Annotated in this window: 20 protein-coding genes; 16 read left to right on the forward strand and 4 right to left on the reverse strand. The window is 71.2% G+C overall.

All coding sequences use genetic code 11. The features are described from left to right. Nucleotides 1-120 precede the first annotated feature (120 nt). Entirely contained in the window at nt 121-1,143 is a 1,023-nt protein-coding gene (gene tdh, locus EDC34_RS05910; protein ID WP_114959858.1) for an L-threonine 3-dehydrogenase, read from the reverse strand. Nucleotides 1,144-1,291: 148 nt separating this feature from the next. Here tdh and EDC34_RS05915 point away from each other — a divergent pair, with 148 nt between their 5' ends. Continuing rightward, a complete protein-coding gene (locus EDC34_RS05915) occupies nt 1,292-3,442 on the forward strand; it encodes a S46 family peptidase (RefSeq protein WP_114959663.1) in 2,151 nt (716 codons plus the stop codon). Nucleotides 3,443-3,566: 124 nt separating this feature from the next. Then, on the forward strand, nt 3,567-5,735 hold the full coding sequence (locus EDC34_RS05920; RefSeq protein ID WP_114959662.1) for a S46 family peptidase: 2,169 nt from the start codon (nt 3,567-3,569) through the stop codon (nt 5,733-5,735). A 146-nt stretch (nt 5,736-5,881) separates the two neighbouring features. Here EDC34_RS05920 and mgtE read toward each other — a convergent pair whose 3' ends face one another. Beyond that, the gene (gene mgtE / locus EDC34_RS05925) at nt 5,882-7,243 is read right to left on the reverse strand and encodes a magnesium transporter (RefSeq protein ID WP_114959661.1); all 1,362 of its coding nucleotides are present in this window, start codon (nt 7,241-7,243) and stop codon (nt 5,882-5,884) included. A gap of 194 nt (nt 7,244-7,437) precedes the next feature. Between mgtE and apaG the strand changes: the two genes are divergently transcribed. Both apaG and EDC34_RS05935 read left to right on the forward strand, forming a co-directional pair. Next, nucleotides 7,438-7,818, forward strand: a complete 381-nt coding sequence (gene apaG / locus EDC34_RS05930; protein WP_114959660.1) for a Co2+/Mg2+ efflux protein ApaG — start codon at nt 7,438-7,440, stop codon at nt 7,816-7,818. A gap of 10 nt (nt 7,819-7,828) precedes the next feature. Further along, a complete protein-coding gene (locus EDC34_RS05935; protein ID WP_114959659.1) occupies nt 7,829-8,695 on the forward strand; it encodes a symmetrical bis(5'-nucleosyl)-tetraphosphatase in 867 nt (288 codons plus the stop codon). Between the two features lie 24 nt (nt 8,696-8,719). Here the strand turns inward: EDC34_RS05935 and murA are convergent, their stop codons facing one another. Then, nucleotides 8,720-9,976, reverse strand: a complete 1,257-nt coding sequence (gene murA / locus EDC34_RS05940; protein WP_114959658.1) for a UDP-N-acetylglucosamine 1-carboxyvinyltransferase — start codon at nt 9,974-9,976, stop codon at nt 8,720-8,722. Next, nucleotides 9,976-10,209 (reverse strand): BolA family protein, encoded by a 234-nt coding sequence (locus tag EDC34_RS05945; protein ID WP_114959657.1) that lies wholly within the window; start codon nt 10,207-10,209, stop codon nt 9,976-9,978. Before EDC34_RS05945 ends, murA begins: the two co-directional genes overlap by 1 nt. Nucleotides 10,210-10,278: 69 nt before the next feature. Between EDC34_RS05945 and EDC34_RS05950 the strand changes: the two genes are divergently transcribed. The 12 genes from EDC34_RS05950 (at nt 10,279) to EDC34_RS06005 (ending at nt 19,750) form a co-directional block, all read left to right on the forward strand. Beyond that, nucleotides 10,279-11,265 (forward strand): KpsF/GutQ family sugar-phosphate isomerase, encoded by a 987-nt coding sequence (locus EDC34_RS05950; RefSeq protein ID WP_114959656.1) that lies wholly within the window; start codon nt 10,279-10,281, stop codon nt 11,263-11,265. Further along, nucleotides 11,265-11,819 carry a KdsC family phosphatase gene (locus EDC34_RS05955; RefSeq protein WP_114959655.1) on the forward strand — a complete coding sequence of 185 codons (555 nt, stop codon included), beginning with the start codon at nt 11,265-11,267 and terminating at the stop codon, nt 11,817-11,819. Before EDC34_RS05950 ends, EDC34_RS05955 begins: the two co-directional genes overlap by 1 nt. Next, nucleotides 11,816-12,370, forward strand: a complete 555-nt coding sequence (lptC, locus tag EDC34_RS05960; RefSeq protein ID WP_240311062.1) for an LPS export ABC transporter periplasmic protein LptC — start codon at nt 11,816-11,818, stop codon at nt 12,368-12,370. The genes EDC34_RS05955 and lptC overlap by 4 nt, the downstream gene beginning before the upstream one ends. Continuing rightward, nucleotides 12,354-12,875, forward strand: a complete 522-nt coding sequence (gene lptA, locus EDC34_RS05965; RefSeq protein WP_114959654.1) for a lipopolysaccharide transport periplasmic protein LptA — start codon at nt 12,354-12,356, stop codon at nt 12,873-12,875. Before lptC ends, lptA begins: the two co-directional genes overlap by 17 nt. Next, nucleotides 12,875-13,594 carry an LPS export ABC transporter ATP-binding protein gene (lptB, locus tag EDC34_RS05970; protein ID WP_114959653.1) on the forward strand — a complete coding sequence of 240 codons (720 nt, stop codon included), beginning with the start codon at nt 12,875-12,877 and terminating at the stop codon, nt 13,592-13,594. The genes lptA and lptB overlap by 1 nt, the downstream gene beginning before the upstream one ends. A 201-nt stretch (nt 13,595-13,795) precedes the next feature. After that, nucleotides 13,796-14,119 carry a ribosome hibernation-promoting factor, HPF/YfiA family gene (gene hpf / locus EDC34_RS05975; RefSeq protein WP_114959856.1) on the forward strand — a complete coding sequence of 108 codons (324 nt, stop codon included), beginning with the start codon at nt 13,796-13,798 and terminating at the stop codon, nt 14,117-14,119. A gap of 10 nt (nt 14,120-14,129) precedes the next feature. Continuing rightward, nucleotides 14,130-15,086 (forward strand): HPr(Ser) kinase/phosphatase, encoded by a 957-nt coding sequence (hprK, locus tag EDC34_RS05980; RefSeq protein ID WP_114959652.1) that lies wholly within the window; start codon nt 14,130-14,132, stop codon nt 15,084-15,086. A 7-nt stretch (nt 15,087-15,093) separates the two neighbouring features. Next, nucleotides 15,094-15,975 carry an RNase adapter RapZ gene (rapZ, locus tag EDC34_RS05985; protein ID WP_114959651.1) on the forward strand — a complete coding sequence of 294 codons (882 nt, stop codon included), beginning with the start codon at nt 15,094-15,096 and terminating at the stop codon, nt 15,973-15,975. Between the two features lie 79 nt (nt 15,976-16,054). Then, a complete protein-coding gene (locus EDC34_RS05990; protein WP_114959650.1) occupies nt 16,055-16,447 on the forward strand; it encodes a PTS sugar transporter subunit IIA in 393 nt (130 codons plus the stop codon). A 36-nt stretch (nt 16,448-16,483) separates the two neighbouring features. Next, nucleotides 16,484-16,753: an HPr family phosphocarrier protein gene (locus EDC34_RS05995; protein WP_114959649.1), complete on the forward strand. Its 270-nt coding sequence runs from the start codon at nt 16,484-16,486 to the stop codon at nt 16,751-16,753. Beyond that, on the forward strand, nt 16,753-18,480 hold the full coding sequence (gene ptsP, locus EDC34_RS06000; protein ID WP_114959648.1) for a phosphoenolpyruvate--protein phosphotransferase: 1,728 nt from the start codon (nt 16,753-16,755) through the stop codon (nt 18,478-18,480). Before EDC34_RS05995 ends, ptsP begins: the two co-directional genes overlap by 1 nt. A 133-nt stretch (nt 18,481-18,613) precedes the next feature. Beyond that, nucleotides 18,614-19,750, forward strand: a complete 1,137-nt coding sequence (locus tag EDC34_RS06005; RefSeq protein WP_132982860.1) for an HD-GYP domain-containing protein — start codon at nt 18,614-18,616, stop codon at nt 19,748-19,750. Nucleotides 19,751-19,761: the final 11 nt, after the last annotated feature.

The following is a 19,761-nucleotide window of genomic DNA, read 5'->3' on the forward strand; positions in this document are numbered from 1 at the left end:
GGCCGGGGCTGCCTGTGCCCGACACGCCGTGAATACATCCATGTAGGCTCATCGGCGGCATCCATGCCGCCGATGGTCGTGCACAGGCAGCCCCGGCCGCCCAATGCACGACCCGTCTCGTCAGTTCCAGCTCAGCACGATCTTGCCGGCCTTGCCTTGTTCCATCAGGTCGAAGCCCTTCTGGAACTCCTCGATTGGCAGCTGGTGGGTCAGCACCTTGCCCAGCGGGAAGCCGGAGAGCACCAGCTGGGTCATCTTGTACCAGGTCTCGTACATCTTGCGGCCGTAGATGCCCTGCACGGTGAGGCCCTTGAAGATGATCTTGTCCCAGTCCACCCCGGCGCCCTTGGGCAGGATGCCGAGCAGGGCGATCTTGCCGCCGTGGTACATGCAGTCGAGCATGTCGTTGAACGCGCGCGGGTTGCCGCTCATCTCCAGCCCCACGTCGAAGCCTTCCATGTGCAGGTCGGCCATGACGTCCTTCAGCGAGGTGTTGGCCACGTTCACCACCCGGGTCGCGCCCATGTCGGCGGCCAGCTTCAGGCGGTAGTCGTTGACGTCGGTGACGACCACGTTGCGCGCACCGATGTGCTTGCAGATGCCGGCGGCGATGATGCCGATCGGGCCGGCGCCGGTGATCAGCACGTCCTCGCCGACCACGTCGAACTCCAGCGCGCAGTGCGCGGCGTTGCCGTAGGGGTCGAAGAACGCCGCCAGCTCGGACGGGATCTGGTCCGGGATCGGCCACAGGTTGCTGGCCGGCATCACCATGTATTCGGCGAACGCGCCGTTGCGGTTAACGCCGATGCCGACGGTGTTCGGGCACAGGTGCTGGCGGCCGGCGCGGCAGTTGCGGCAGTGGCCGCAGACGATGTGGCCTTCGGCCGAGACGCGCTGGCCGACCTCGTAGCCGGTGACGGCCGCGCCGAGGGCGGCGATGCGGCCGACAAACTCATGCCCGATCACCAGCCCGGGTTTGATGGTGCGCTGGCTCCACTCGTCCCACAGGTAGATGTGCAGGTCGGTGCCGCAGATCGCGGTCTTCTCCAGTTTGATCAGCACTTCGTTCGGGCCGGGCACCGGGACCGGCACCTGTTCCATCCAGATGCCCTTGGCGGCTTCGCGCTTGACCAGCGCGCGCATGGTGGTGGCTTGCGACATGTGCGTGACCCGTGCGGAGGAAGCCGCCATTTTAGCGCCGTTCCCCGCGCCGCCCCGGCCTGACCATGGGCACGGTCCGGCGTCGGGCGGGGATGGTCTAATACGGGTTTGCCGTCCCGGAGAGCCACCCATGCGCAAACGCAGCCTGACCGCCGCCCTGGCCCTGACCCTCGCGGGCGGGGCCGCCCATGCCGACGAAGGCATGTGGATGCCCTCGCAACTGCCGCAGCTGGCGGCGCAGCTGAAGGCCGCGGGGTTCCAGGGCGATCCGGCGGCCCTGGCCGACGTCACTGCCGACCCGCTGGCGGCGGTGATCTCGCTGGGCGGCTGCACCGCCAGCTTCGTCTCGCCGCAGGGGCTGATCGTCACCAACCACCACTGCGCGATGGGCGCCATCCAGCTCAACTCCACGCCCGAGAAGAACCTGATCAAGGACGGCTTCAACGCCGCCACGATGGCCGACGAGGTCTCCGCCGGGCCGGCCGCGCGGGCCTGGGTGACGGTCGGCTTCACTCCGATCACCGAGCGCATCCTGGCCGGTGCCAGGGGCAAGACCGGGCGCGCCTACTTCGATGCGGTGGAGGCCGCGAAGAAGGCCGCGGTGGCCGAATGCGAGCGCGATGCCGGGCACCGCTGCAGCGTGGCCGACATGTACTACGGCAGCGAGTTCTACCTGATCAAGCAGCTGGAATTGAAAGACATCCGGCTGGTGTACGCGCCGCCGGAGGCGATCGGCAACTATGGTGATGAGATCGACAACTTCATGTGGCCGCGCCACAGCGGCGATTTCGCGTTCTACCGCGCCTACGTCGGCAAGGATGGCAAGCCGGCCGCGTACGCGCCGGATAACGTGCCCTACGTGCCGCCCGCGGTGCTGCCGGTGTCCACCGCGCCGGTGAAGGCCGGGGATTTTGCAATGGTGGCCGGCTACCCTGGCGTCACCTTCCGCCTGCGCACCGCCTCGGAGTTCGCCACCCAGGTGGACTGGCTGCTGCCGGCGCGGGTGGAGATGCTGGACGGGTTGATCCGCACCATCGAGGCGGCCACCGCCGGCAGCGACGAAAAACGCGTGCGCTACGCCTCCACCGTGGCATCGCTGAAAAACAACCTCAAGCGCGCGCAGGGCGAGCTGGACGGGCTGCGCCGCAGCGACGCGGTGCGCGTGCGCCGCGCCGACGAGGAGGCGATGCTGGCCTGGCTGGCGCGACAGCCGGGCAACAAGCCGGCGCAGGCCGGGATCCGCGCGCTGCAGGCGCAGCTGGATGCGCAGGACGCCACCCGCGCACGTGATTTCATCCTGCCGTTCCTGCGCCCGGGCCTGCTGGGCGCGGCGGTGCAATTGCAGCGACTGGCGCTGGAGCGCACCAAGCCGGATGCCCAGCGTGAATCCGGCTACCAGCAGCGCGACGAGGCGCTGATCGAAGGCGGCCTGAAGCAGTTGCAAAAGCGCTTCGATCCCGAGGTGGAGAAGGCCACCCTGCGCTATGCGCTGAAGCGCTATTTCGCGCTGCCCGCCGCGCAGCGGGTGCCGGAGTTCGATGCGGTGTTCGGCACCAGCGAGGCCGAGGCCGCGCAGCGGCTGGACGCGCTGTACGCGGGTACCCGGCTGGGCGACGAGAGCGTGCGGTTGGCCGCTCTGCACCAGGATGCCGCGCAGCTCGCCGCCTCCGACGACACCCTGCTGCGCGCCGCCGCCACCCTGCAGCCGGCCCTGCTGCGGCTGGAGGATCAGGCCAAGCAGCGCGCCGGCGAACTGCTGCGGCTGCGCCCGGCCTATATGCGCACTCTCATCGCCTACCGCAAGACGCAGGGCCGCGCGGTGTATCCGGACGCCAATTCCACCCTGCGCGTGAGCTACGGCAAGGTCAGCCCGCTCTCGCCGCGCGACGGCATCGACTACCGCCCGCTGACCACGGTGGCGGGGATCGTGGAGAAGCACACCGGCCAGGCGCCGTTCGATGCGCCCAAGCCGCTGCGCGATGCGATCGCCAAGGGCGATTTCGGCAGCACCGCCGACCCGGAGTTGAAGACGCAGACGGTCGATTTCATGACCAACCTCGATACCACCGGCGGCAACTCCGGCTCGCCGGTGCTGGATGCGCAGGGACGCCTGATCGGGCTGAACTTCGACAGCAACTGGGAGGCGGTCAGCGCCAGCTGGATGTATGACCCGCGCTACAAGCGCGCGATCCACGTGGACATGCGCTACCTGCGCTGGATCCTGGCCAAGGTGTACCCCGCGCCGCGCCTGCTGCGCGAGATGCAGCTGCCGGCCGAGTGAACCGGCGCCGCCAGCACCAGGCGGCGCGAGAAAACGACAACGACCACCGGCACGACGACGCTCCGAGCCGGGCTGCGGAAGCAAGGCACGCAACCAAGAGACGAACCAGAGAGAGGGAGATGACATGCGCAAGACGATGATGGCCGCCGCGGTGGCGCTGGCGGTGGCAGGGCTGGGCACGGCGAGTGCCGGCGAAGGCATGTGGGTGCCGCAGCAGCTGCCGGAGATCGCCGGCCCGCTGAAGCAGGCCGGGCTGAAGCTGGACCCGAAGCAGCTGGCCGACCTCACCGGCGACCCGATGGGCGCGGTGGTCTCGCTGGGCGGTTGCACCGCGAGCTTCGTGTCCCCGAACGGGCTGGTGGCCACCAACCACCACTGCGCCTACGGGGCGATCCAGCTCAACTCCACCCCGGAGAAGAACCTGATCAAGGACGGCTTCAACGCGCCGACCACCGCTGACGAGCTGTCCGCCGGCCCGAACGCGCGCATCTACGTGCTGGAGGCGATCACCGACGTCACTGCGCAGGCCAAGGCCGCGATGGCGGCCGCCGGCAACGACCCGGTGGCGCGCGCGGATGCGCTGGAGGCGTTCGAGAAGAAAGCCACCGGCGACTGCGAGGCCGAGCCGGGCTACCGCTGCCGCCTGTACAGCTTCATGGGCGGCAACACCTACCGCCTGTTCAAGAACCTCGAGATCAAGGACGTGCGCCTGGCCTACGCGCCGCCGTCCAGCGTCGGCAAGTTCGGCGGCGACATCGACAACTGGATGTGGCCGCGCCACACCGGCGATTTCTCGTTCTACCGCGCCTACGTCGGCAAGGACGGCAAGCCGACCGCGTACAGCAAGGACAACGTGCCGTACCGTCCGAAGCATTGGCTCAAGATCGCGGATACGCCCCTGCGTGAGGGCGACTTCGTGATGGTGGCCGGCTACCCGGGCCGCACCGATCGCTATGCGCTGGCCGCCGAGTTCCAGAACACCGAGGCCTGGCGCTATCCCGCGATCGTCAAGGCGTTCAACGACCAGATTGCGCTGGTCGAGGCCGCAGCCAAGGGCAACCCCGACATCGCGGTGAAGTACGCCAGCGCGCTGGCCGGCTGGAACAACACCAGCAAGAACTTCGCAGGCCAGCTGGAAGGCTTCAAGCGCAACGGCGTGCTGGCGATCAAGCAGCGCGAGGAGGCCGACGTGCTGGCCTGGCTGCGCAAGCGCGGCGCCGCCGGCAAGCCGGCGCTGGACGCGCATGCCACGCTGGTGAAGCTGGTCGAGGACGGCAAGCGTACGCAGGAGCGCGACCTGGTGCTGGGCAGCTTCGACCGCACCGGCACCGTCGGGGTGGCGGTGAGCCTGTACCGACTTGCGCTCGAGAAGCAGAAGCCCGACGCCGAGCGCGAGTCCGGCTACCAGCAGCGCGACCTGCCGGTGATCGAGGGCGGCCTGAAGCAGATGGAGCGCCGCTACGTGCCGGCCATGGACCGCCAGCTGCAGCAGTACTGGCTGGACCGCTACGTGGCGCTGCCGGCCGACCAGCGCGTGGCCGCGGTGGATGCCTGGCTGGGCGGCAGCGATGCGGCCGCCGTCGAACGCGCGCTGGCGCGTCTGGACGGCAGCGCGCTGGGCAAGCTCGATGCGCGCCTGAAGTGGTTCAATGCCGACAAGGCCGCGTTCGAGGCCAGCGATGATCCGGCCATCCAGTACGCGGTGGCGGTGATGCCGACCCTGCTGCAGATGGAAGAGAAGGCGAAGGCCGTGTACGGCACCGCGCTGCAGGCGCGCCCGCTGTACCTGCAGGCGATCGCCGACTACAAGCGCAGCAAGGGCCAGTTCGTGTACCCGGACGCCAATTCCTCGCTGCGCATCACCTTCGGCCACGTGAAGGGCTACACCGGGCTGGACGGCAAGGTGTATACCCCGTTCACCAAGCTCGAGGAAGTGGCGGCGAAGGAAACCGGCGCCGAGCCGTTCGACAACCCGAAGGCGCTGCTGGACGCGGTGGCGGCCAAGCGCTACGGCGGGCTGGCGGATGCGGCGCTGGGCACCGTGCCGGTCAACTTCCTGGCCGACCTCGACATCACCGGCGGCAATTCCGGCTCGCCGGTGCTGGACGCGCACGGCCGCCTGGTGGGGCTGGCGTTCGACGGCACCCTGGAGTCGGTGGCCAGCAACTGGGTGTTCGACCCGGTGATCACCCGCATGATCTCGGTGGACCAGCGCTACATGCGCTGGATCATGCAGGAGGTGATGCCGGCGCCGCAGCTGCTGCAGGAGCTGGGCGTGGCGCCAAAGCGCTGAATCCAGCGCCAGCCACGCAAGGAAACGCCCGGCGCAGGCCGGGCGTTTCCTCTTGCAGAGAAAGCCGGTCGCGGAGGGCGCGCCGGCGCGCTGCTTCTACAGCCCGCGCTCCATCGCCTGGGCCTGCCGGTATTGGATACGCCCACTCAGCGCAGCAGCAGCACCGTGGCCAGGCCGAGGAAGGTGAAGAAGCCCATCACGTCGGTGACGGTGGTGAGGAAGATGCTGCTGGCCAGCGCGGGGTCGTAGCCCATCCGCTTGAGGGTCACCGGCACCAGCACGCCGGCCAGCGCCGCGAACAGCAGGTTGCAGGTGAGGGCGATGGCGATCACCAGCGACAGGCCGAGGTCGTGGAACCACAGCAGCACCACCAGGGCCAGCACCAGACCCAGGCCCAGGCCGTTGAGCAGCGCCACCCGCGACTCCTTCCACAGTAGGGTGCGGATGTTGGAGGCGCCCACCTGGCCCAGCGCGAGGCCGCGCACCATCAGCGCCAGCACCTGGGTGCCGGCGTTGCCGCCCATGCCGGCCACGATCGGCATCAGCACCGCGAGCGCGGTCAGGGCGTGGATGGTCTCCTCGAATTGACCGACCACGCTGGCGGCCAGGAACGCGGTGGCGAGGTTGATGCCCAGCCACAGCATGCGCCGGCGAGTGGCGCGCCAGACCGGGCTGAACAGGTCCTCGTCCTCGTCGAGGCCGGCGGCGGACAGCGCCTGGTGCTCGGCCTGCTCGCGGATGATGTCCACCACGTCGTCGATGGTGATGCGGCCCAGCAGCACGTTGCTCTCGTCCACCACCGGCGCGGAGATCCAGTCGTGGTCGGAGAACTTGCGCGCCACCGCGTCGGCGGGCTCGTTGACGTTGATCGCGGTGAGGTCGTCGTCGATCAGGCGGTTGATCGGGGTGCCGGGGTCGTGGGTCACCAGGTCCTGCAGCGCGACCCAGCCGATCAGATGGTGGCGGCGGTTCACCACGTACAGGTGGTCGGTGTGGTCGGGCAGCTCGCCGCGCAGGCGCAGGTAGCGCAGCACCACGTCCACCGTGGTGTCGGCGCGCACGGTCACCACGTCCGGGTTCATCAGGCGCCCGGCGGTGCCCTCCTCGTAGGACAGCACCTGCTCCAGGCGCTCGCGGTTCTCGCGATCCATCGATTTGAGGACTTCCTCGATCACCGTGTCCGGCAGGTCTTCCACCAGGTCGGCGAGGTCGTCGATGTCGAGGTCGGAGGCCGCGGCCACCAGCTCGTCCTCGTCCATGTCGGCGATCAGCGACTCGCGCACTTCCTCGCCGACGTGCACCAGCACCTCGCCGTCGTCCTCCGGGTCCACCAGCCCCCACACCACCGAGCGCTTGCCCGGCGGCAGCGATTCCAGCAGGTTGCCGATCTCCGCCGGCGAGAGGGTGTTGACCAGCCGCCGCACCGGCCCGAGGCGGCCGCTGTCCAGCGCGTCGCTGAGCAGGCGCAACTGGCGCGCGGTCTTGTCGTGGCGGACGGCTTCGGCCATGCGGGGTTCCGGGCGGAGGGGAAGGCCGGTCGCGCGGCGATGGGCGCGGGGCCGGGTCGGGCGGGCACGTGCGGCGGATTATCGCCCGCGGCCCCCCGGCTTGCCCACCCTGCGCGCGTGCCTTGCGCATGCAGCGCGGATGCGCGCCCGCCGCGCGCGCCCCGCGTGCGGGCGGCCGCGGCTAGAATGTGCCGATGAGCAGCAACGATTACCAGTTCGACATCGACGTGGACGCCCGCTTCCTGGACGACCAGTCGGCCCCGGAGGAAGGGCGCTACGTGTTCGCCTACACCATCCACATCCGCAACCTGGGCAAGGTGCCGGCGCGGTTGCTGGGGCGCCACTGGCTGATCACCGACGGCAACGGCAAGGTGCGCGAGGTGACGGGCGAGGGGGTGGTGGGCGAGCAGCCGTGGCTGCGCCCGGGCGAGGGCTTCGAGTACACCTCCGGCGCGGTGCTGGAGACCGACATCGGCACCATGCGCGGCAGCTACGACATGCTGGCGGACGACGGCACCCGCTTCGCGGCGCCGATCCCGGCGTTCACGCTGTCCGTCCCGCGCACCCTGCACTGAGGCCGCACGCATGGCCGTCTGGGCAATCGGCGACCTCCAGGGTTGCTACGACGTCACCCAGCGCCTGCTGGAGAAACTGCGTTTCGACCCGGCGGTGGACCGCCTATGGTTCTGCGGCGACCTGGTGAACCGCGGCGGGCAGTCGGTGGAGACCCTGCGCCTGGTGCATTCGCTACGCGACCACTGCGAGGTGGTGCTGGGCAACCACGACCTGTCGCTGCTGGCGGTGTCCGAGCGCACCCCCGAGGAGCAGCGCCGGGTCAACCCCGACCTGCAGGGCGTGCTGTCCGCGCCGGATGCCCCGGAGCTGCTGGCCTGGTTGCGCGGGCGCGAGCTGTGCCACGTGGACCGCGGCCTGGGCTGGATGATGGTGCATGCCGGGCTGGCCCCGAAGTGGACCACCCAGATGGCCGAGAAGCACGCGCGCGAGGTGGAGGCGCGCCTGCGCGGCGAGCACTACCCGCGGCTGCTGCGCCACATGTACGGCGATGGCCCGGACTGGGGCCCGCACCTGAAGGGCAACGACCGCGACCGCGCGATCATCAACATCTTCACCCGCATGCGCTATTGCAGCCCGCGCGGGCGGATCGCGTTCGACCAGAAGGGCCCGCCGGGCAGCCAGCCGCCGGGGTTGTATCCGTGGTTCTGCGTGCCGGGGCACGCCGCGCGCGATCTCAAGATCGTGTGCGGGCACTGGAGCACCTTGGGGCTGTTCATCGGCAACGGCGTGCACGCGATCGACACCGGCGCGGTCTGGAGCGGCAAGCTCACCGCGCTGCAGCTGGATACCGACGAGCTGCGGGTGGTGCAGGTGCCCGGTCGCGACGTGCCGGCCCCGGCGCCGAAGCCGCGCCCGGCCAGGCCGCGCCCGCGCTGAAGCGGGCGCGCCGCCGGCCGGCGTTCAGCCCACCCGGCGGATGCGTGCGCCCAGCGCCGACAGCTTGGCCTCGATGTTCTCGTAGCCGCGGTCGAGGTGGTAGATGCGGTCGATGGTGGTCTCACCATCGGCCACCAGCCCGGCCAGGATCAGCGATGCCGAGGCGCGCAGGTCGGTGGCCATCACCGGTGCGCCGCTGAGCCGTTCCACGCCGCGCACCACCGCGGTGTGCCCGTCCACCCGGATGTCCGCGCCCAGGCGCAGCAGTTCATTGACGTGCATGAAGCGGTTTTCGAAGATCGTTTCGTTGACCACGCCCACGCCGTCGGCCATGCAGTCCAGCGCCATGAACTGCGCCTGCATGTCGGTGGGGAACGCCGGGTGCGGCGCGGTGGTGATGTCCACCGCGCGCGGGCGCTGGCCGTGCATGTCGAGATGGATGCGGTCGGCCTCGCAGGCGATCTCCGCACCGGCCTGGCGCAGTTTGCCGAGCACGGCGTCCAGCGTGTCCGGGCGCGCGCGGGTGGCGGTGATGCGGCCGCCGGTCATGGCGGCGGCGACCAGGAAGGTGCCGGTCTCGATGCGGTCGGCGATCACCGCATGCTCGCCGCCGTGCAGGCGCTCCACGCCCTCGACCTCGATCCGCGGCGTGCCGTGCCCGCGGATGCGCGCGCCCAGCGCGTTCAGGCATTCGGCCAGGTCCACGATCTCCGGCTCCATCGCCGCGTTCTCCAGCACCGTGGTGCCCTCGGCCAGCGCGGCGGCCATCAGCACGTTCTCGGTGGCGCCCACGCTGACCAGCTCGAACACGTGGCGCGCGCCCTTGAGGCGGCCGGCGCTGCGCGCCTTGATGAAACCGTGTTCGACCACGATTTCCGCGCCCAGCGCCTGCAGGCCCTTGATGTGCAGGTCCACCGGGCGCGAGCCGATCGCGCAGCCGCCGGGCAGGGAGACCTCGGCATCGCCGAAGCGCGCCAGCAGCGGCCCCAGCACCAGCACCGAGGCGCGCATGGTCTTGACCAGCTCGTACGGCGCCACGTGGCTGTTGACGCTGCGCGGATCGACCGTCATCGCATCGCCTTCGTGGACGACGCCCGCGCCCAGCCCGGCCAGCAGCTTGGCGGTGGTCAGCACGTCATGCAGGCGCGGCACGTTGGTGATGCGCACCGGCGCGTCGGCCAGCAGGGTGGCGCACAGGATGGGCAGCACCGCGTTCTTGGCGCCGGAGATGCGGACTTCGCCCGCCAGGCGGGGGCCGCCTTCGACCACGATCTTCTGCATCAGGCGGCCGCCTCGTCGGGGGTCAGGGTCTTCAGCTGCAGGGCATGGATCTCCCCGCCCATGCGCTCGCCCAGGGTGGCGTACACCATCCGGTGGCGGGCCAGCGGCAGCTTGCCGGCGAAGGCGGCGCAGACCACGGTGGCTTCGAAATGCACGCCGTCGTCGCCGCGGACCTCGGCACGGGCGCCGGGCAGGCCGGTTTCGATCAATTGGCGGATGAGTTCGGCGTTCATGTGGGGGGCAGGGGCAACTCGCGTAAACTGAACGGCCCAGTTTAGCGGAATCGCGCCGAGTTCCCCGCCATGACCGATCGCCCGGACAGCTTCCAGTTCGCCGCCAGCGGCCGGCGCGTGCTGGCCATCGAGGCCGAGGCGCTGGGCGCGGTCGCCGCCCGTATCGGCAGCGAATTCGAGGCCGCCTGCCAGGCCATGCTGGCCTGCCGCGGGCGGGTGGTGTGCACCGGGATGGGCAAGTCCGGGCACGTGGCGCGCAAGATCGCGGCGACCCTGGCTTCCACCGGCACCCCGGCGTTCTTCATGCACCCGGGCGAGGCCGCGCACGGCGACCTCGGCATGGTGACCGATGCCGACGTGCTGCTGGCGCTGTCGTACTCGGGCGAGAGCGACGAGATCCTGCTGCTGCTGCCGGCGCTGCGCCGGCAGGGCAACCCCATCATCGCGATGACCGGCCGCGCCGGCTCCAGCCTGGCGCGCGAGGCCGACATCCACCTGGATGTGGCGGTGCCGGTCGAGGCCTGCCCGCTGCAACTGGCGCCGACCTCCAGCACCACCGCCGCGCTGGCGCTGGGCGACGCGCTGGCAGTGGCGCTGCTGGAGGCGCGCGGCTTCACCGCCGACGACTTCGCGCGCTCGCACCCGGCGGGCGCGCTGGGGCGGCGCCTGCTGCTGCACATCCGCGATGTGATGCATACGGGCGAGGATGTGCCGCGGGTTGGGCCACAGGCCACCGTGAGCGAGGCGCTGATCGAGATGAGCCGCAAGCGGCTGGGCATGACCGCGGTGGTGGATGCCGACGGCCGCCTGCTGGGCCTGTACACCGACGGCGACCTGCGGCGCAGCCTGAACGACCCCGGCATCGACCTGCGCACCGCCCGCATCGACGCGGTGATGACGCGCACGCCGCGCACCATCGGCCCCGACGCGCTGGCCACGGAAGCGGCGAAGCTGATGGAGACCCACAAGATCCAGGGGTTACTGGTCGTCGACGGCGACGGCCGCCTGGTCGGCGCGCTGAACATCCACGACCTGCTGCGCGCGAGGGTGGTCTGATGCGCCATCCGGAACGGATCGACTACCCGGTAGAAGTGCTGGCGCGTGCCGCAAGAGTCCGCCTGATCGGCTTCGACGTGGACGGCACCCTGACCGACGGCGGCCTGCAGTACGACGCCCACGGCGGCGAGAGCAAGCGCTTCCACGTGCAGGACGGCCTGGGCCTGGCGCTGCTGCGGCGCGCCGGGATCGCCACTGCGCTGGTCAGCGCGCGCCGCAGCGAGGCCACCCTGGCACGCGGGCGCGAGCTCGGGATCGACCACCTGCACCTGGGCGAGCAGGACAAGCTGGGCTGCCTGCGGCGGATCGCCACCGAGCGCGGCCTTGGCCTGGACGAGGTGGCGTTCATGGGTGACGACCTGCCCGACCTGCCGGTGCTGCGCGCGGTCGGGCTGGCCATCGCCCCGGCCAACGTGCACCCGTGGCTGCGCGCGGACGTGCACTGGACCACCGCGCTGGCCGGGGGCGAGGGCGCGGTGCGCCAGGCCTGCGACCTGCTGCTGCACGCGCAGGGCCGGGTCGAGGCGCTGCTGGCGCGGGAGCCGGCGCCGTGAGGCTGCGCCGGTGGCTGACCCTGGGGCTGCTGGCGGCGGCTATCGCCAGCGGCTGGTCGATCTGGATGCGCGCGCATCCGGATGACGGCGGCGTGCTGCTGGCGCGCCCGGACTACGTGCTGCGCGATTTCGAGGTGGTTTCGCTGGACAAGCAGGGCAAGGAGGCGTTCACCCTGCTCGGCCCGGAACTGCAGCGTAATCCCGCCGACCGCACCCTCGCGCTGGCCACCCCGCGCTTCCTGGTGCCCGACCGCGAGGGGCGGTATTGGGACGTGCGCGCCCAGCGCGGACTGGTGCCGGCCGACGGCAGCCGGATCGAGCTGCATGACGACGTGCTGGCGACCAGCCCGCCGCAGGCGCCGCCGCCGACCCGGATCGCAACCGACCACCTGGCGCTGGACCTGAACCGCAATCTGGCCAGCACCAGCGCCGACGTCACCATCACCCGCCCCGGTCTTACAATGCAGGGCAAGGGGCTGGAGGCGGATTTCGACCACCAGCAGGTCTCCCTTCTTTCCCAGGTTCGCACCCGCTATGTCCCGCAGCACTGACTTCCTGGCCGGCCTGCTGGCCGCGGCCCTGACCGTCGCCTGCGGCGCGGCGGCGGCGCGCACGTCCGACCGCAACCAGCCGATGGACATCGAGTCCGCGCGCAGCACCTGCGGCACCGGCAACAACGCCAGCTGCACCCTCACCGGCAACGTCACCCTGGTGCAGGGCACGCTGCGGGTGAAGGCGGAGAAGGCGGTGATCCAGCAGGCCGGCGGCAACCCCAGCCGCGCCCTGCTCAGCGGCGGGGTCAACCTGCAGCAGGAGATGGACGACGGCGACCGCATCGACGCCACCTCCGACAACATCGACTACGACCTGCGCAACGAAGTCATGGTGTTCACCGGCAACGTGGTGATCCGCCAGCAGCGCGGCACCCTCAACGGCCAACGCGTGGTCTACAACCTCAAGACCGGGCAGGTGGAGAGCGGCGGCGACGGCGGCCGGGTCAAGATGCGCATCCTGCCCAAGGACGCGCCGGCGGACGCCGGCAAGGGCATGCCCTGATGCTTCTCGCCGAGGGACTGCGCAAGCGCTACCGGTCGCGCGAGGTGGTGCGCGACTTCGGGCTGACCCTGGACGCCGGCGAGGTGGTTGGCCTGCTGGGCCCGAACGGCGCCGGCAAGACCACCTGCTTCTACATGATCGTGGGCCTGGTCTCGGCCGATGCCGGGCGGATCGTGCTGGACGGCACCGACATCACCGGCGAGCCGATGTATCGGCGCGCGCGCCTGGGCCTGGGCTACCTGCCGCAGGAGCCCTCGATCTTCCGCAAGCTGAGCGTGGCCGACAACCTGCGGCTGGTGCTGGAGCTGCGGCCCGACCTCGACGAGGACGGCCGCGAGCACGAGCTGGATGCGCTGCTGGACGAGCTGCAGATCGGCCACGTTGCCGAGCAGCAGGGCGCCAGCCTGTCCGGCGGCGAGCGGCGGCGGGTGGAGATCGCGCGCGCGCTGGCCGGCAAGCCGCGCATGATCCTGCTAGACGAGCCCTTCGCCGGGGTCGATCCGATCTCGGTCAACGAGATCCAGCGCATCGTGCGCCACCTGAAGGCGCGCGGTATCGGGGTGCTGATCACCGATCACAACGTGCGCGAGACGCTGGGCATCTGCGACCGCGCCTATATCCTGGCCGATGGCGGGGTGCTGGCACAGGGCACGCCCGAGGCGGTGCTGCAGAACGCCGACGTGCGCCGGGTGTACCTGGGCGACGACTTCCGGCTGTGAGGCCGCCCCGGCGCGGCCTGCACGAACCGCCGCCAACGCGATCGCGCGTGGCCCTTGCCGGATGCGCGCCGGGCCGATAGGTTGGGAGCCGAAGGCGCGGATGGACGGTCGCCGGGCGGCAGGCTGCCGCCGCAGGGGCCACGCCCGCCGCCTTGCCGCGAGCACCCCCGCGCGCGGCCCATCGTGCAGAAGGAGGTCAAGATGCAGATCGAAACCTACGGCCAGCAAATGGACGTCACCCCCGCCCTGAGCAAGTACGTGGAGACCCGCTTCGAGCGGCTGGGGCGGCATTTCGAGCATCCCTGCCAGATCCGCGTCCAGCTCGGACTGGAGAAGCCCGACCACCGCGCCGAGGCCACCGTCAACCTGCCCGGCAAGACCCTGCATGCCGATGCCAACGCGGCCGACATGTACGCGGCGATCGACCTGCTGGCCGACAAGCTCGACCGCCTGCTGCTGAAGCAGAAGGACAAGATGGTGGACCACCATCGCGGCGAAGGGCTGTCGCGCGACTTCGCCGGCTGACCCGCCCGCCGTGACCGCCGCACGCATCACCGCCGCCGAACTGTTCGCCCTCCAGCAGGAGCGCCTGGCGCTGCGCTGGGTGGCCGGGCAGGCACAGGGCGGGCAGCGCGTGCTGGAGGCGGTGGAAACCGTGGCCCGCCGGCCGTCGCTGGCGGGCTACCTCAACGCGATCTATCCCAACAAGGTGCAGATCCTCGGCAGCGAGGAGCTGGAATGGCTGGATGGGCTGGACGCCCGCCAGCGCTGGGAGACCATCCAGAAAATCATCGATTTCCGCCCGCTGGCGCTGGTGATCAGCAAGAACCAGTCGTGCCCGGAAGACTTGCGCCAGGCGGCCGAAGAGTCCGATACCCCGCTGTGGGTCTCGCCGCGCCGCGGGCATGAACTGCTCAACCACCTGCAGTACGTGCTCGCGCGCAAGCTGGCGCCGCGCGTGACCCTGCACGGCGTGTTCATGGAGATCTATTCGATCGGCGTGCTGATCACCGGCGAATCCGGTTCGGGCAAGAGCGAGCTGGCGCTGGAACTGGTGACCCGCGGCCACCGCCTGGTGGCGGACGACGCGCCCGAGTTCACCCAGATCGCCCCCGACGTGCTCGATGGCACCTGCCCGGAGCTGCTGCAGGACATGCTGGAGCTGCGCGGCCTGGGAGTGCTCAACATCCGCCAGATGTTCGGCGATACCGCGGTCAAGCGGAACAAATACCTACGCATGATCGTGCACCTGTCGCGGCCGTCGCTGGAGCCAGACCCCAGCGGCCTGGAGCGCCTGACCGGCGATCTTGGCAGCCGCCGCGTGCTCGACCTGGACGTGCCGATGATCACCATCCCGGTGATGCCCGGGCGCAACCTGGCGGTGCTCACCGAGGCCGCCACCCGCATGCACATCCTGCGCAGCAAGGGGATCGACCCGGCCGCGGCGTTCATGGCCCGGCACAGCCACTTCCTCGAGCATTCCAGCCCGTGAGCGCGCCATGAGCGAGGCGACACAGCAACCCGCGGTGCCGGCCCTGGTGGTGGTCAGCGGCATGTCCGGTTCCGGCAAGTCCGGCGCGCTGCACACGCTGGAGGACCTCGGCTACTACTGCGTGGACAACCTGCCGGCCGAGTTGCTGCCGGAGTTCGTGCGCCGCATGCGGGCCGGGGATTCGGCGCCGGAGAAGGTGGCGGTGGTGATCGACGCGCGCAGTCTGGGCGATCTGTCCGACGTGCCGGCGATGCTGTCGCAGGTGGGCGCGATGGGCCTGAACCCGCGCCTGCTGTTCCTCGAAGCCCGCAGCGAGGTGGTGCTGCGCCGCTACGCCGACACCCGCCGCCGGCACCCGCTCAGCCACCTCGGGCTGTCGCTGGCGGACGCGATCTTGCTGGACCGCCAGGCGCTGCGCCCGCTGCGCCAGATCGCGGACATCCTGATCGATACCAGCGAACTCAACGTGCACCAGATGCGCCGCCGCATCCTGTCCGAATTCGGGCTGGAGAGCGCCGGGCTGGCGCTGCTGTTCGAGTCGTTCGCCTACCGCCACGGGGTGCCGGGCGACGCCGATTTCGTGTTCGATGCGCGGGTGCTGCCGAACCCGCACTGGGACGCGCGCCTGCGGCCGCTGTCCGGGCGCGACCCGGAAGTGCGCGACTACCTCGACGCGCAGCCGGAGGTGGCGACCTACGTCGCGCAGGTGCAAGCGTTCCTGGATACCTGGCTGCCCAAGCTGAGCACCGATACCCGCAGCTATGTCACCGTGGCGTTCGGCTGCAGCGGCGGCCGCCATCGCTCGGTGTACCTGGCCGAGCGCCTGGCCCGCCACAGCCGCGAACACGGCTGGCGCGAGGTCGCCACCCACCACCGCGAGCTGGACTGACGCGCCGTCCGGCGCATGCGCGCATCGTGGCCGATGCCCGCGCTTCCCCGCCGTCATCGCGGTCTGTTAAGTTGCGCGGATGAGCGTCGGCATCCTCCTCGTCACCCATGAAGGCATCGGCCAGCCCCTGCTGGCGGTGGCCGCGCGCCTGCTGGGCAGGCTGCCGCTGGCGTGCGAGGCGTTCGAGGTGCCGTTCGACGGAGAGCCCGAGGCCCTGCTGCCGCAGGCCAGCGCGGCGATGCGCCGGGTGGACGGCGGCGACGGCGTGCTGGTCCTCACCGACCTGTACGGCGCCACGCCCGCCAACCTCGCCGCGCGCCTGGCGCGGCTGGGGACGCCGGTGCGCCGGGTGTCCGCGCTCAGCCTGCCAATGCTGCTGCGGGTGATGAACTACGCGGAGCTGGAACTGGCCGACCTGCCGGCGGTGGCTGCCGCCGGTGCCCGCAGCGGAGCCATCATCGATGACATCTGACCCTTCCCGCCCGCGCCGCGCCCGCGGAGGCGCCGCATGATCCGGCGCGAACTCAAGATCAGCAACCGCCTCGGCCTGCATGCGCGCGCCACCGCCAAGCTGGTGCAGCTGCTGTCCGCGTTCCGCTGCCAGGCCACGCTGGAGGCGCGTGGCCGCGAGGTCAATGCCAAGAGCATCATGGGCGTGATGCTGCTGGCCGCCGGCCCGGGTTCGGAGGTGGTGCTGCGGGTGGATGGCGAGGACGAGCAGGCCGCCGCCGACGCGGTGGCGGCGCTGTTCGAGCGCCGTTTCGACGAGGACAGCTGATGCGCCAGGTCCTGTCCGGCACCGCCGCCGCCCGCGGCAGCGCGCTTGGACGGGCCCGCGTGCGCCTGCCGCACGCGCTGGAGATCAACGAGGCACGCATCGCCGCCACCGAAGTGGACGCCGAACTGGCGCGCTTCCATGCCGCGGTGGACAGCGTGCGCGCGGAGATGCGCCAGCTGCGCGAGCGCCTGCACGGCGCGCTGGCGCACGAGATCGGCGAGTTCCTCGACCTGCACGCGCTGCTGCTGGACGACCCCGAGCTGCTGTCGGGGATCGACGAGCTGATCCGCACCGGGCTGTATTCCGCCGACTACGCGCTGCGCCTGCAGCGCGACCGCATCGCCGCGGTGTTCGAGGGCATGGACGATGCCTACCTCCGCAGCCGGATCGACGACATCGACCAGGTGATCGGCCGCCTGCACGCCGCCCTGCACAGCGGCCGCGCGGAGCTGCAGGGGGTGTCCGGCGAGATCCTGGTGACCGACAACGTGGCGCCAGCGGAACTGGCGCAGCTGCAGGCGCAGGGCGTGGTCGGGGTGGTCACCGCCGGCGGTAGCCCGCTGTCGCACAGCGCGATCCTCGCGCGCAGCCTGCACCTGCCGCTGGTGGTGGGTGCCGCGCAGGCGCTGCAGAAGATCAACGACGGCGACGTGCTGGCGATCGACGGCGGCAGCGGGCTGGTGGTGCTGGAGCCGGATGCCGCCGATCTGCGCGCCCACCATCGCCGGATGGCCGAGGCGCGCCGCGAGCGGCGCCAGCTCAACCGCCTGCGGCGCGAGCCCACCCGCACCCTGGACGGGATCGACATCAAGCTGTGGGCGAACGCGGAGTCGCGCGAGGATGTCACCGAGGCGCACGCGCTGGGGGCCGCGGGCGTCGGCCTGTACCGTACCGAGTTCCTGTTCCTCGGCAGCAGCGTGCTGCCCGACGAGGAGGCGCAGTTCCGCGCCTACCGCGACGCGGTGCTGGCGATGACCGGGCGCACCGTCACCATCCGCACCCTGGACCTCGGCGCCGACAAAGCCGACAAGACCGGCCTGGCCCTGCGCGACGAGCCGAACCCGGCGCTGGGCCTGCGCGGGGTGCGGCTGTCGCTGGCGCGGCAGGAGCTGCTGCGCACCCAGCTGCGCGCGATCGCGCGCGCCTCCGGCTACGGCCCGGTGCGGGTGCTGGTGCCGATGGTCAGCGGCGGCGAGGAACTGCGCGCGGTGCGGCGGCTGCTGGACGAGGTCCTGCGCGAGCTGCGCGCGCAGGGGCTGGAAACCGCGCCGCAGCTGCCGCTGGGCGCGATGATCGAAGTCCCGGCCGCGGCCCTGGCGCTGGGCGCGTTCGTCGGGCAATGCGACTTCCTGTCGATCGGCACCAATGACCTGGTGCAGTACCTGCTGGCGGTCGACCGCACCCACGAAGCGCTGGGCGAGCTGTACACCCCGCTGCACCCGGCGGTGCTGCGGGTGCTGCGCGATGTGGTCCGGATCGGCCAGCGCCGTGGCCGCCCGGTCACGGTCTGCGGCGAGATGGCCGCGGACCCGCGGCTGGTGCCGCTGCTGCTGGCGCTGGGGCTGACCGAGCTGAGCCTGCACCCGGCGACCCTGCTGGAGGTGCGGCAGGCGATCCGCCAGTGCGACCTCGGCCGCCTGCGCGCCGCCGCGCCGGCGCTGCTGCGCGCGCGCCAGCGCGCCGCGATCGAGGACTGGGTGGCCGCCTGGCTGCCGGAGGCCCCGTGAGCCGGCCGCACCCCGTGGCCGCCTGCGCGGGGCATCGGCACCGTCGCAATCTCTGGCAGACTAGGCGCGGGCCAGTGCCTGCTGGCTGTAGCCAGCCCGCGCCCACTCGCGCGCCAGGGACAGTTCCGGGGACATGAACCAAGTAACGATCCGCATGGATGCCGCCCGCCCGCTCAGGGAGGACGATCTCGAAGTCGGCAAGCCGCTGGTGCTGCCGGTGTACGACCGCTCGGGCGCGCTGCTGATGCCGCAGGGCGCGCTGGTCGAGAACGAGGAGCAGCGGCGGATGCTGCTGCAGCGGGGCAACCTGGTGCCGCTGGCGCGGCGCGCGCCGGCCGCCGTGGATGCGCCGCCGGCGACCACCATCGAGGCGATGAACCAGCTCCACCGCGACGTGGCCATGCTGCACCGGCGCCTGCTCTCCGGCACCGCGGCCGGCGTGCAGGAGCGGGTGGCGCAGCTGATCGCCTGCATCGAAACCCACCTGGCGCAGGATGCCGATGCCGCGCTGGCGGCCATGCAGATGCAGCTGGACCCGGCCAACCACGCCGCGCGCCAGGCGCATGCGGCCATCATCTGCGTGTTCGCCACCCGGGCGATGGGGATGGAGGCGGCCACCGCGCGCGCGTTGGCGGGCGCGGCGCTGACCTACGACCTCGCCCTCGGCCCGCTGGCGGCCCAGCTCAACGGCCAGAGCGAGCGCCTGAGCTACACCCAGCTGGCGCAGGTGCGCGCGCACCCGGAGGTGGGCCTGCGCCTGCTGGAAGCCGCGGGCATCACCGACCCGGTGTGGGTGGACGCGGTGCTGCACCACCACGAACGCCTGGACGGCTCCGGCTATCCGCACGGCCTGCGCGGCGCGGCCATCCGCGAGCCGACCCGGCTGCTGGCGATCATCGACATCTACACCGCGATGCTGCGCCCGCGGGTGTACCGCGACGCGCTGCCGGCGCGGATGGCGCTGCGCAGCATCTTCCTCGAGCGCGGCAAGCAGGTGGACGAGGGGCTGGCGATGATGCTGGTCAAGGAACTGGGCGTGTATCCGCCCGGCACCCTGGTGCGGCTGGCCAACGATGAAATCGGGATCGTCCTGCGCCGCGGCGAGGATGCCGCGCATCCGCAGGTGGCGCGACTGGTGACCGCCGATGGTGCGCGCGGCGGCGCGCAGGTGCTGCGCGACACCCGCCAGCCGGAGTACCAGATCGTCGATTCGGTGCCTTACGACCGCGTGCCCGGCGTGCTGGCGCAAGCGGCCGCGCTGTGGGATTAGCCGCGGGTAGC

Source organism: Thermomonas haemolytica, assembly GCF_004346265.1.
GTDB lineage: Bacteria > Pseudomonadota > Gammaproteobacteria > Xanthomonadales > Xanthomonadaceae > Thermomonas > Thermomonas haemolytica.

Coding starts and splice junctions, on each gene's coding strand:
- EDC34_RS05955 (WP_114959655.1), top strand. CDS start 11,265: ATGCGCCATCCGGAACGGATCGACTACCCGGTAGAAGTGCTGGCGCGT.
- lptA (WP_114959654.1), top strand. CDS start 12,354: ATGTCCCGCAGCACTGACTTCCTGGCCGGCCTGCTGGCCGCGGCCCTG.
- EDC34_RS05995 (WP_114959649.1), top strand. CDS start 16,484: ATGATCCGGCGCGAACTCAAGATCAGCAACCGCCTCGGCCTGCATGCG.
- EDC34_RS05920 (WP_114959662.1), top strand. CDS start 3,567: ATGCGCAAGACGATGATGGCCGCCGCGGTGGCGCTGGCGGTGGCAGGG.
- EDC34_RS05945 (WP_114959657.1), bottom strand. CDS start 10,209: ATGAACGCCGAACTCATCCGCCAATTGATCGAAACCGGCCTGCCCGGC.
- ptsP (WP_114959648.1), top strand. CDS start 16,753: ATGCGCCAGGTCCTGTCCGGCACCGCCGCCGCCCGCGGCAGCGCGCTT.
- EDC34_RS05935 (WP_114959659.1), top strand. CDS start 7,829: ATGGCCGTCTGGGCAATCGGCGACCTCCAGGGTTGCTACGACGTCACC.
- EDC34_RS06005 (WP_132982860.1), top strand. CDS start 18,614: ATGAACCAAGTAACGATCCGCATGGATGCCGCCCGCCCGCTCAGGGAG.
- rapZ (WP_114959651.1), top strand. CDS start 15,094: ATGAGCGAGGCGACACAGCAACCCGCGGTGCCGGCCCTGGTGGTGGTC.
- lptB (WP_114959653.1), top strand. CDS start 12,875: ATGCTTCTCGCCGAGGGACTGCGCAAGCGCTACCGGTCGCGCGAGGTG.
- EDC34_RS05950 (WP_114959656.1), top strand. CDS start 10,279: ATGACCGATCGCCCGGACAGCTTCCAGTTCGCCGCCAGCGGCCGGCGC.
- EDC34_RS05990 (WP_114959650.1), top strand. CDS start 16,055: ATGAGCGTCGGCATCCTCCTCGTCACCCATGAAGGCATCGGCCAGCCC.
- mgtE (WP_114959661.1), bottom strand. CDS start 7,243: ATGGCCGAAGCCGTCCGCCACGACAAGACCGCGCGCCAGTTGCGCCTG.
- hpf (WP_114959856.1), top strand. CDS start 13,796: ATGCAGATCGAAACCTACGGCCAGCAAATGGACGTCACCCCCGCCCTG.
- tdh (WP_114959858.1), bottom strand. CDS start 1,143: ATGCGCGCGCTGGTCAAGCGCGAAGCCGCCAAGGGCATCTGGATGGAA.
- apaG (WP_114959660.1), top strand. CDS start 7,438: ATGAGCAGCAACGATTACCAGTTCGACATCGACGTGGACGCCCGCTTC.
- EDC34_RS05915 (WP_114959663.1), top strand. CDS start 1,292: ATGCGCAAACGCAGCCTGACCGCCGCCCTGGCCCTGACCCTCGCGGGC.
- murA (WP_114959658.1), bottom strand. CDS start 9,976: ATGCAGAAGATCGTGGTCGAAGGCGGCCCCCGCCTGGCGGGCGAAGTC.